This window comes from Nocardioides sp. (assembly GCF_025965415.1).
Taxonomy (GTDB): Bacteria; Actinomycetota; Actinomycetes; order Propionibacteriales; family Nocardioidaceae; genus Nocardioides.
Window position 1 is genome coordinate 1 of the sequence record NZ_JAOPWY010000033.1, and the last position, 10,763, is coordinate 10,763.

The window sequence follows — 10,763 nt, forward strand, 5'->3', positions numbered from 1 at the left end:
GCTGACGCACCTGTCCGGCGCCCCGGGCGCCCCCGTCGGGTCGGCGAGCGACGCCTCGCGCGACCTGTCCGCCGCCGCCGTCACCGTGACCGATGGGGAGTGCTCGGGCCGGCTCGTGGGGGAGTCGGTCCACGCCTACGGCGATCCCGGCGCGGTCGCGGGCTTCACCGCGGCTGCGGGGCGCGCCGGCCTGGGCGTGCTGCTGCGCCGTTCGCCACCGCACCGGCTGGCGAGCGCGCGACCGCGGCCCGAGCGACGGCCGCGGGAGGGCAAGCGGCACTTCACGATGCGCAAGCGGGCGTGGAAGAAGGCAGAGGCGCGACGCGTGCGACGCCTCGACGCGTGGACCGCCCGCGAGGACGCCCGGCTCGCCGTCGGGACGCCCGTCGGCTTCTCCGGCTTCCACGACGCGCCGGTCGACGGCGCGGTCGCCGTCGCGACCGACAGTCCTTGGGTGCTGGGCCGGGTCAGCGCACCCACACGCATCGCGACGTACGGCGACTCTCCCGGTGCCATGGACGTGCTGGTGGAGGTGCTGCTCGGCGAGGCGCCGGCACCCGGCCGGCTGCCGGTACGCGTCGCCGGCGTGGCCCGCAACGGCTGCCAGGCCTGACGGCTAGAACGGCTCGACCAGCAGGGCCGTTCCGTGGCCCGCGACGCGGGTCATCACGAGCGTGCCCTCGTTGTCACCCTTCAGGGCAAGGCGCTTGCGCAGCTCATCCGGGACGACCTGGACACCACGCTTCTTGATCGTGAGCCGCCCGATGCCGCGCTCGCGCAGCGCGGCCTTGAGCTGCTTCTCGCGGTAGGGAAGGTGCTCGAGCACGCGGTATCCCCGGGCGAACGGCGAACGGAAGGAGGCGTCACTGGTGACGTAGGCGATGTGCTCGTCCACCAGGCCGCCGTCCACACCGGCGGCCACGGCCGTGACGAGGCCGGCCCGGATGACAGCGCCGTCGGGTTCGTAGAGGAAGGCCCCGACCTCACGGACCTCGACGCCGCCCCCGCCGAGCGGCGGAGCGTCCTCATCGGTCAGCGTCGCGAGCCCCCGCACGCCGATCACGGTCGCGCGCCGATCGGTGGTGGAGAGGCTCGGCGACCACAGCACGGCCTCCTTGACCTCGCCGCCGTCACTGACCCACTCCGCCTCGACGCCGGACGGCACGAGGTCGTGGCCGATCCCCGGCGCGACCTTGACCAGGGACCGCTTGGTCAGCAGGTCGAGCACCCAGGGCCACGGTGGGGTCCACCCCTCCACGTCGAAGACCCGGCCCCTGCCGCCGCGCCGCGCGGGGTCCGCGAAGGCCGCGTCGAAGCCGCTCGTGTCGAGGGTGGTGGCGTCACCGGCCAGGACGGCGCCCGCCAGACCGAGCGCGGCCAGGTTGGCCTCCGCCATCGCCACCCGCACCGGGTCCTGGTCGATGCCCGCCGCGACGAGGCCGGCGCGCGAGAAGGCGAGCAGGTCGCCGCCGATGCCGCAGCCGAGGTCGACCACGCTCCCGCCGGGGATCGCCGCGGCCAGGCGCGCCGCCCGGTGGTCGGCCACGCGGAACCGGGTCGCCTGCTCGAGCGCATCGGGGGTGAAGAACATCCGCAGCGCCGCATCGCCGAACTTGGCGACGGCCTTCACACGCAGCTGCGCCTGCGTCGTCGCCGCCGCCGCCTTCTCGGCGTCGGGCTCGAGGCGTCGTACGACGCTCGCGACCCGGACCGGGTCTCCGGGGTGGTCGGCCCAGGCCTCGGCGGCGTGGACCAGCAGCCGCGCGCCCTCGGTCGTCTGCAGCCAGTCCAGCGTCGAGATCTCCACGCAGGCATCCTGTCAGCACGACGTGCCACCGGGCGGGGGTCGCCTGCGCTAGCACTCGGTCAGGCAGAGTGCTAGCGTCTGTTCTGGCACTCTCACCCTGAGAATGCCAATGCTCACGAGCCTCTGCACGACCCCCGCGACGGCGTGCCGCCCGGCCCACGAGCCCACGTCCTGGGAGCCCCGGGACAAATGATTCCGGGCTCCTGAAGAATCTCGTGCAGAGAAAGTGGAGGTTGATCCGAAGTGTCGGTCAACATCAAGCCCCTCGAGGACCGCATCGTCGTCCAGACGCTCGAAGCCGAGCAGACCACGGCCTCGGGCCTGGTCATCCCGGACACGGCCAAGGAGAAGCCCCAGGAGGGCGAGGTCGTGGCGATCGGCCCCGGTCGAGTCGACGACAACGGCAACCGCGTCCCGCTCGACGTCGCCGTCGGCGACAAGGTCATCTACAGCAAGTACGGCGGCACCGAGGTCAAGTACGCCGGCGAGGAGTACCTCATCCTCTCCGCCCGCGACATCCTCGCCGTCGTCTCCTGACGCACCTGGCAGCCCGGCTGGCGTGATGCCAGCCGGGCGTCAGGCACGTCAGGTTCGTACGGCCCACACATCTTTCCTAGGAGCACATAGATGCCCAAGATCCTGGAGTTCGACGAGGCCGCCCGCCGCGCCCTCGAGCGCGGCGTCGACGCCCTCGCCAACGCCGTCAAGGTGACGCTCGGCCCCAAGGGCCGCTACGTCGTCCTCGACAAGAAGTGGGGCGCGCCGACCATCACCAACGACGGTGTCACCGTCGCGCGTGAGATCGAGCTCGACGACCCCTTCGAGAACCTCGGTGCCCAGCTCACCAAGGAGGTGGCCACCAAGACCAACGACATCGCTGGTGACGGCACCACCACCGCCACCGTGCTGGCCCAGGCCATGGTCCACGAGGGCCTCCGTGCCGTCGCGGCCGGCGCCAACCCGATGGGCCTCAAGCGCGGCATGGACGCCGCGGCCGAGGCCGTGGGCGACGCGCTGCGCGAGGCCGCCCGCGAGGTCGACTCGCGCGAGGACATGGCGTCCGTCGCCACGATCTCGAGCCGCGACAGCGTCATCGGCGACCTGCTCGCCGAGGCCTTCGACAAGGTCGGCAAGGACGGCGTGATCACGGTCGAGGAGTCCAACACCATGGGCACCGAGCTCGAGTTCACCGAGGGCATGCAGTTCGACAAGGGCTACGTGTCCGCCTACTTCGTGACCGACCCGGAGTCGATGGAGGCCGTCCTCGACGACCCCTACATCCTTCTCCACCAGGGCAACATCTCCTCGATCCAGGAGCTGCTCCCGGTCCTCGAGAAGGTCATCGGCACCGGCAAGCCGCTCTTCATCCTCGCCGAGGACGTCGACGGCGAGGCGCTCTCGACGCTGGTCGTCAACAAGATCCGCGGCACGTTCAACGTCGCCGCCGTGAAGGCCCCGGCCTTCGGTGACCGCCGCAAGGCGATGATGCAGGACATCGCGACGCTGACCGGTGCGCAGGTCGTCGCCCCCGAGGTCGGGCTCAAGCTCGACCAGGTGGGCCTCGAGGTGCTCGGCCAGGCCCGTCGCGTGGTCATCACCAAGGACAACACCACGATCGTCGACGGCGCCGGCGACAGCTCCGCTGTCGAGGGCCGCGTCAACCAGATCAAGGCCGAGATCGAGAACACCGACTCCGACTGGGACCGCGAGAAGCTCCAGGAGCGCCTCGCCAAGCTCGCCGGCGGTGTCTGCGTGATCAAGGTCGGCGCCGCCACCGAGGTGGAGCTCAAGGAGAAGAAGCACCGCATCGAGGACGCCGTCTCCGCGACGCGCGCCGCGATCGAGGAGGGCATCGTCCCCGGCGGTGGCTCCGCGCTCATCCACGCCGTCGCGGTGCTGGACGACAACCTCGGCCTCACCGGTGACGAGGCTGCCGGCGTCCGCGTGGTCCGCAAGGCGGCCGACGAGCCGCTGCGCTGGATCGCCGAGAACGGTGGCGTCAACGGCTACGTCGTGACCGCCAAGGTACGCGAGCTCGGCGTCGGCAACGGCTACAACGCCGCCACCGACACCTACGGCGACCTGGTCGCCCAGGGCGTCCTCGACCCGGTCAAGGTCACCCGCTCGGCGCTCGTCAACGCGACCTCCATCGCCGCGATGCTGCTCACCACCGAGACGCTGATCGTGGAGAAGCCCGAGGAGGACGAGCCGGCTCCCGCCGGTGGCGGTCACGGGCACGGCCACGGCCACTGATCCGACCCGTTCCGACACGACAGGCCCGCACCGGGATCCGGTGCGGGCCTGTCGCGCATCTCAGCGGATCAGCTCGCCCAGGTGGACCGTGGCACCGCTGCGGCCGAAGAGGGAGACCTTCGCGCCGGCCGGCTCGCTCCACAGGAACTGGTCGCCCGGCGTCGGGCCGCTGCCGACGTTCCACGACGACGTTCCGTCGCTGAGCCGCAGCAGCTGCCCCTCGTCGAAGTCGTAGACGTAGGTGCCGCCGGTCGCGCGGTCGTACGCCGTCAGCGTCAGGAAGTCGCCGTCCTCACCGAGGATCCCTCCGTCCACGCCGCTCTCCTGGACGGTCACGATCTGCTCGCCCCCGGTCGTCACCACCTGGACACGGTCGTCGCGGACACCGCCCTCGTAGGTGCCGCAGTACTGCGACATGGCGATCCGCTCGCCCGCCACGCTGAACCCCAGCAGGTTGCACCGCTCGCCCAGCTCGGGATCGAAGGACGACTCCTCGCCGGTCGCCAGGTCGCGCACGTGCACCAGCCCGGCTGCCCCGTTGGACGAGTCGGTCCACACCAGGGAGTCGTCGGTGAAGCCGATCGCGCCGACGCGCAGGCGCTCGTCGCGGATGTCCGTCGCATCGGTGGGTGACACCGACCAGAGGTCGAAGGTGTCGCCCTCGGCATCGGCGTCGTCCGCCTCGCCGTCGGGTCCCGTCGGCCACCCGCCCGGTGGCGGGGAGCCCTGCGTCGCAGGGACCAGCACGTAGAGCCGCCCGTCGGGCCCCAGGTCGGCGATCCGGGTCTCGGCGGTCTTCGGGAGCTCGGGCCACTTCAGGCCGCTCCACTGTCGGGCGTCGCGGTCGAAGACGTAGACGACCGCCTCGCCGAGCGACACCAGCACCAGCCGGTCGTCGCCGAGCTCGACGGCCCGGGTCTGGGTCTGGCCGACGTCCAGCTTCGGCAGCCAGTCCTTGGCGCCCGTCGCGGGGTCCATCAGCGCCAAGCGCGGGTAGAGCTGGCCGGACCGCGGCCCGTCGCGGAAGAGGACGAGACCGTCGTCGGTGACGCCGTCGAAGTAGGCGCCGTTGTCGGCATCGAGGTCCGCGTTGGTGTACGACGTCAGCTCGCGGTAGTCCTGCCCCTCGACGGCCGGCCGGGCACCGGTCAGGCGCATGCTCGGCCCGGCCACGTCCGGCACGCCCGCCGCAGCGAGGTCGGCCGGGGTCGGGTCCAGCCACGACATCGACGCGAGGGTGATCGCGCCCGCGGCCAGCGCCGTACCTCCGACCATGCCGGCACGGCGCACCCGCACCCGGCTGCGACCGTGGCGCAGCACGCCGGGCAGGTCGCCGAGGTCCTGCGGCGGGTGGGCGCTCGCCTCGCGCATCAGCTCGCGCAGCTCGTTCACCATGAGACGGCTCCTTGGGACAGCTCGCCGAACGGCGAGTCCTCGAACATGGACCGGAGCGAGAACAGTGCGCGCGAGGTCTGGCTCTTGACCGTGCCCTCGGTGCAGCCGAGGAGGGCCGCGGTCTCGGCGACCGAGAGGTCCTCGAAGTACCTCAGCACGACGCACGCCCGCTGTCTCGGCGGCAGCTGGGCGAGGGCGGCCATCAACGCCTCGCGCGTGGCCACCGACGTCGCCACGTCCTCGCTCGAGGCCTGCGTGGGGTCGGCCTCCTGCGGGCGCTCGGTGCTGGACCGCCGCCGCACGTGGTCGAGGTAGGCACTCACGACCGCCTTGCGTGCATAGGCGAGCTCGCCGCCGTTGCGCGTCAGCCGCGACCACCGGACGTAGACCCGGATCAGCCCTTCCTGGACGAGGTCGGAGGCCTGGTCCCAGTCGCCGCACAGCAGGTACGCCGTACGCCGCAGCCGGTCGCGGGCCGACTGCGCGAACTCGACGAACGCCGCCTCGTCACGCACCGTTCTGCTCCATGTGGGACCAAACGGGGTGAGGTGCCTGCGAGGTTGCATCAGTTGCCCCAGATGCTCCGCCACGGCGTCCGGCAGTCGACGTCCACGTCGACCGGGTCCACGGAGTTGAGGTGGTAGATCCGGTAGCGGTCGCAGGCCGTGCGGACGAACTGGTACTTCCGGATCAGTGAGCTCTCGATCGGCCGCGTCCCGAGCTCGCTCCAGGTGTTGATGTAGGACGCCTCGACGAACCACGTCGGCGGGTTGGCGCCGGTCAGCACGTCGTGCAGGTCGTCGAGCCCGTGGTCCAGCGTGCGCATCGGCAGCGACCACAGGTAGGGGTAGGGGGAACCGGCGCGGCTGGCCCACTGGATGTCGGCGCGCCCGCCGTAGACCAGGACGCGGTCGCCAGGCCGCGCCACCGCGGCGATCGCCTCCCCGGTCCGCACCTCCACCGGGACCCGACCGTGGATCCAGGCGGCCGTCCAGCCGATCAGCGAGATCACGCAGGAGCCGACGACGAACGCGATGGCGGGTCTGCCCACCCGTGGTCGCGACAGCCGGAGGTGGTCGTGGGCGAGCAGTGCCGCGAGGGCGAGGGACAGCCCCGGGACGAGGACGAAGAGGTAGGGCAGCCAGTAGCTGCCGCTGACCGCGACGCCGAGCAGGTCCGTGCCGACCATGGCCAGGATCGCCACGATCGGCACCGCGTCGTGCCGGAGCAGTCCGGGGAGCCGGGCGAGGAGGCAGGCCAGGACGAGCAGCATCCCGGTGCCGACGAAGACGTAGACCACGTACCAGACGCGGCCCGCCGCGCCCTCGGCGCTCTGGGTCGCGATGATCCGGTTGGCGTCGGAGCGGAACGACACCGACGTGTACCAGAGCGTCTGCAGCCGTACGCCGGTCACGAGCGCCCAGGCGACCACCAGGCCGACCGGCACCGCGGCGCCGGCGAGCGCGGCGAGCGCGCACCGGAGTGTCGCCCGCCAGGACAGCTGCCGCGCGAGCGCGGAGCCGAACAGCACGACGGTGCCGAAGACCAGTCCGCCGACGATGCTCTGCTTGAAGCCGAGGGCGAGCATCGCCAGGAGGCCGGCCCAGAACGCGTCGGGCACCGAGATCCGGCGTACGGCCCGCAGTGCGAGCCAGCAGGATCCCATCACCAGGGGGATCCCGAAGAGCTCGCCCTTCGCGGCGACCGGGTCGATCTGGGCGTTGCCGACCAGCGCGGCCGTGGCCACGGCGACCCACCCGGTCATGCGGCGTACGACGGCGGGGTCGACGACCCCCGCCCGGCGGGTCATCTCGCCGGCAGCCGCCGCTGCTGCCAGCACCAGCAGCGAGCACGCGAGCGCGCCGGCCAGCCGGTGGGCGTACGCGCCGCCGACCGCGTCGCTGGCCTGCATCAGCCAGATGATCAGTGGCGGGCGGTCCACGAAGTAGTGCCCGTAGAGCGCGTCGGGCTCCGGGTGCCAGGCGCGGGCGACGAGGAGGAAGCCCGCCTCGTCGGGCCTCAGCGGCCACAGCAGACCGGGGAACCTGGCGAGGAAGGCGGCCACGGCGGCGAGCCACACGACACGTGGGACGCTCATGCCGACACCCTCTCAGGCCCCACCAGTGTGGGTGTTCACACGGCCGAAACGAGGGGGAACCGGTGCTGCAACGCAGCTGGGGCACGGTGGCCGCATGCTGTGGAAGATGCGGATCAACCTGGCGGACCGGCCGGGGAGCCTGTCCGTCGTCGCCCGGTGCTGCGGCGACGCCGGCGTCAACATCGTGGGGATGCAGGTCTTCCCCGGGCTCGGGTCGGTGACCGACGAGCTGGTCGTGGACACGCCGGACGGCTGGGAGCTCGCCGACCTGCGGGCACTGGCGGCCGAGGCGGGCGCGGACCTCGTCGACGCCCACCGCTGCCGGGACGAGGTGCTCCTGGACCAGGCGACCCGCCACGTCGAGGCGGCCAGGACGATCCTCGACGACCCCGCCCGGTTCCCCGAGGTGGTCGCGGAGCTGCTCGACGCCGAGCCGGAGCCGATCGACGGCACCACGGCCGACAGCTTGGACCTCCTGGTCGGCGACGTCGTGGTGCAGGTGCACCGCGCGGCGCCGTTCACCGCCACCGAGCACGCCCGCGGGGCGACCATCGCCGCGCTGGTCTCCGACGTGCTCCGCCGGGACGCGTCGTACGCCGCCCGGGTCTCGCCCGACGGGCCGGGCGCTCCCACCGTCACGCCCGAGCTGGTCTCGGACACCCACGAGGTGAGCGTCGTGGTGGGCTCGGTCGTGGTCGGGCGGGCGGCGCTGGGCGAGACGACGGTCGACGGCGCCCGGCCGCTGGTGCTCGAGATCGACTCGAGCTGGCGCCGGCGGGGTCTGGGGACCCGGCTGCTGAGGGAGGCGGCCCGGCTGTCCGCCGCCCTCGGCGACGCCGAGCTGGGCCTCGTGACGACCGCCGACAACCGGGCCGTCCTGCCCCTCGTGCTCGGGTCGGGGCTGCGCGGGCGGATCCGCCTCTCCGGCGCGGAGCTGCACGTGCGGGTGCCCGTGCGCGACTTCACGCCGACACGGGGGTGAGCGCGCGGGCCGCGGCACCTAGAATGGCTGCGTGGAGATCCCCGAGAAGTTCGCCGCCCTGGGCCTCACCTACGACGACGTGCTGCTGCTGCCGGGGGAGTCGGACCTCGCGCCCAGCGACATCGACACCACGACGCGCCTGACGCGCGAGATCTCGGTGCGGGTGCCGCTCATCAGCGCCGCGATGGACACGGTCACCGAGTCCCGGATGGCGATCGCGATGGCCCGCGAGGGCGGGATCGGCGTGCTGCACCGCAACCTGTCCATCGAGGACCAGGCCCGCCAGGTCGACCTGGTCAAGCGCACCCAGACCGGGATCATCTCCAACCCCGTCACGATCGGCCCCGACGCGACGCTGGAGGAGCTCGACCGGATCTGCGGCGAGTACCGCGTCTCCGGCCTCCCGGTCGTCGACCTCGACAACCGGCTCCTCGGCATCATCACCAACCGCGACCTGCGCTTCACCCCGGTCGCGGAGTGGGCCACCACCAAGGTCACCGAGGTGATGACCAGCGAGGGCCTGATCACCGGCCCGATCGGCATCTCCCGCGAGGAGGCCACCTCGCTGCTGCGGGCCCACAAGCGCGAGCGTCTCCCGCTGATCGACGACCGGGGGCGCCTCGGCGGCCTCATCACCGTCAAGGACTTCGTCAAGGGCGAGCAGTTCCCGCACGCGTCGTACGACGCCGACGGCCGGCTGCTCGTGGGCGCGGCCATCGGCTACTTCGGCGACGCCTGGGAGCGGGCGACCACGCTCGTCGAGGCCGGCGTGGACGTCCTCGTGGCCGACACCGCGCACGGCCACGTCCACCTGCTGCTCGACATGGTGCGCCGGCTCAAGACCGACCCTTCGACCCGCCACGTCCAGGTCATCGGCGGCAACGTCGCCACCCGCGAGGGCGCGCAGGCGTTCGTCGACGCGGGCGCCGACGCGGTCAAGGTCGGCGTCGGCCCGGGCTCGATCTGCACGACCCGCGTCGTCACCGGGGTGGGCGTGCCCCAGGTGACCGCGGTCTACGAGGCGTCGCTGGCCACCCGGCCGGCCGGCGTGCCGCTGATCGCGGACGGCGGCATGAAGCACTCCGGCGAGATCGCCAAGGCGCTCGTCGCCGGTGCCGACTCGGTGATGGTCGGCTCGATGCTCGCGGGCTGCGAGGAGTCGCCGGGCGAGGTCGTCTTCGTCAACGGCAAGCAGTTCAAGTCCTACCGCGGGATGGGCTCGCTCGGGGCGATGAGCAGCCGCGGCAAGAAGTCCTACTCCAAGGACCGCTACTTCCAGGCCGAGGTCACCAGCGACGACAAGATCGTCCCCGAGGGGATCGAGGGCCAGGTCGCCTTCCGCGGCCCGCTCTCGGCGGTCGCCCACCAGCTGATCGGCGGGCTCAACCAGTCGATGTTCTACATCGGCGCCAGCACCATCCCCGAGCTCCAGGAGAAGGGCCGCTTCGTGCGGATCACCTCGGCGTCGCTCCAGGAGAGCCACCCCCACGACGTGCAGATGACCGTCGAGGCACCCAACTACACCGGGCGGTAGACCAGCAGCGCGGTCCGCCCCTCGGCGGTGGTCGGGGTGGCGGAGACGTCGTAGCGGTCGCCTGCCAGCAGCACCCCGGCGAGGAAGTCGTAGCCGCTTTGCAGGTCCGGCTGGGTGGTCGAGCAGTAGTCGGAGAAGGTCAGGTCGTCGAGCCGGCCGCGGACGACGACCGTCGCGCTGCTCTCGCCGTCCTGGATGAACGCGGCGTTGAGGAGCCTCCGGTCACCGGTGTCGCTCCGGAAGACCGCCGTGTCGTGGCTGAAGCCGTTGGCGAGCTCGTCGGTCGGCCGGTAGACCGCGACACCGATCCGGGCGTCGTCCGGGGCGTCGTCCAGGTCGCCGCTGACGTAGGCGAGGCCGTGGGGGCCGGTGACCGGCACGGACCGCTCCTGGCCGGCGAGGACGCGGGCGAGCGCCACGTCACCGGTCGAGAGGGTCGCGGAGCCGTCGCCCAGCCCGGTGGCCACGAGCATGACCACCACGTCCTCGCCCGTCCCGACCTGCACGTCCTGGCCGGGTGAGACCTCGCGCACCGTGTCGAGCTCGTAGGTGAAGCCGTCCACCTCGACCTGGCGCGGCACGGCGACGTCGGTCACCGGCCCGGCCGGGTCGACCGACCCGGAGTCGCGGAATACACACCGCCGGTCGCCACGGCCGCGACCAGCACGACCGCGGCGGCGGCCGCGACCGCGGA

At 72.3% G+C, this 10,763-nt stretch carries 10 protein-coding genes; 5 read left to right on the forward strand and 5 right to left on the reverse strand.

All coding sequences use genetic code 11. The features are described from left to right. Positions 1 to 613 (forward strand): hypothetical protein (locus tag JWN97_RS03950; RefSeq protein ID WP_297618600.1); only part of this gene is annotated, 613 nt, incomplete at its 5' end. 3 nt (positions 614 to 616) lie between these two features. Here the strand turns inward: JWN97_RS03950 and JWN97_RS03955 are convergent. Next, positions 617 to 1,807: a class I SAM-dependent methyltransferase gene (locus tag JWN97_RS03955; protein WP_297618604.1), complete on the reverse strand. Its 1,191-nt coding sequence runs from the start codon at positions 1,805 to 1,807 to the stop codon at positions 617 to 619. 243 nt (positions 1,808 to 2,050) lie between these two features. Between JWN97_RS03955 and groES the strand changes: the two genes are divergently transcribed. After that, on the forward strand, positions 2,051 to 2,344 hold the full coding sequence (gene groES / locus JWN97_RS03960) for a co-chaperone GroES (RefSeq protein WP_255892389.1): 294 nt from the start codon (positions 2,051 to 2,053) through the stop codon (positions 2,342 to 2,344). Between the two features lie 90 nt (positions 2,345 to 2,434). Then, positions 2,435 to 4,060: a chaperonin GroEL gene (gene groL / locus JWN97_RS03965; RefSeq protein ID WP_297618610.1), complete on the forward strand. Its 1,626-nt coding sequence runs from the start codon at positions 2,435 to 2,437 to the stop codon at positions 4,058 to 4,060. A gap of 60 nt (positions 4,061 to 4,120) precedes the next feature. Here the strand turns inward: groL and JWN97_RS03970 are convergent, their stop codons facing one another. Genes JWN97_RS03970 through JWN97_RS03980 form a run of 3 tightly spaced genes read right to left on the reverse strand, consistent with a single transcriptional unit; the run spans position 4,121 to position 7,553 of the window. Beyond that, positions 4,121 to 5,455 carry a hypothetical protein gene (locus tag JWN97_RS03970; protein WP_297618613.1) on the reverse strand — a complete coding sequence of 445 codons (1,335 nt, stop codon included), beginning with the start codon at positions 5,453 to 5,455 and terminating at the stop codon, positions 4,121 to 4,123. Next, the gene (locus JWN97_RS03975) at positions 5,449 to 5,970 is read right to left on the reverse strand and encodes a SigE family RNA polymerase sigma factor (RefSeq protein WP_297618624.1); all 522 of its coding nucleotides are present in this window, start codon (positions 5,968 to 5,970) and stop codon (positions 5,449 to 5,451) included. The genes JWN97_RS03970 and JWN97_RS03975 overlap by 7 nt, the downstream gene beginning before the upstream one ends. A gap of 50 nt (positions 5,971 to 6,020) precedes the next feature. Then, positions 6,021 to 7,553 (reverse strand): hypothetical protein, encoded by a 1,533-nt coding sequence (locus tag JWN97_RS03980; protein ID WP_297618628.1) that lies wholly within the window; start codon positions 7,551 to 7,553, stop codon positions 6,021 to 6,023. Between the two features lie 94 nt (positions 7,554 to 7,647). Here JWN97_RS03980 and JWN97_RS03985 point away from each other — a divergent pair, with 94 nt between their 5' ends. Both JWN97_RS03985 and guaB read left to right on the forward strand, forming a co-directional pair. Next, complete coding sequence (locus tag JWN97_RS03985) at positions 7,648 to 8,535, forward strand: GNAT family N-acetyltransferase (RefSeq protein WP_297618631.1); 888 nt, start codon at positions 7,648 to 7,650, stop codon at positions 8,533 to 8,535. Positions 8,536 to 8,566: 31 nt separating this feature from the next. Further along, positions 8,567 to 10,069: an IMP dehydrogenase gene (guaB, locus tag JWN97_RS03990; protein WP_297618633.1), complete on the forward strand. Its 1,503-nt coding sequence runs from the start codon at positions 8,567 to 8,569 to the stop codon at positions 10,067 to 10,069. Here guaB and JWN97_RS03995 read toward each other — a convergent pair. Continuing rightward, the coding region (locus JWN97_RS03995; protein WP_297618636.1) for a hypothetical protein at positions 10,054 to 10,763 on the reverse strand (710 nt) is incomplete at its 5' end. The genes guaB and JWN97_RS03995 overlap by 16 nt on opposite strands.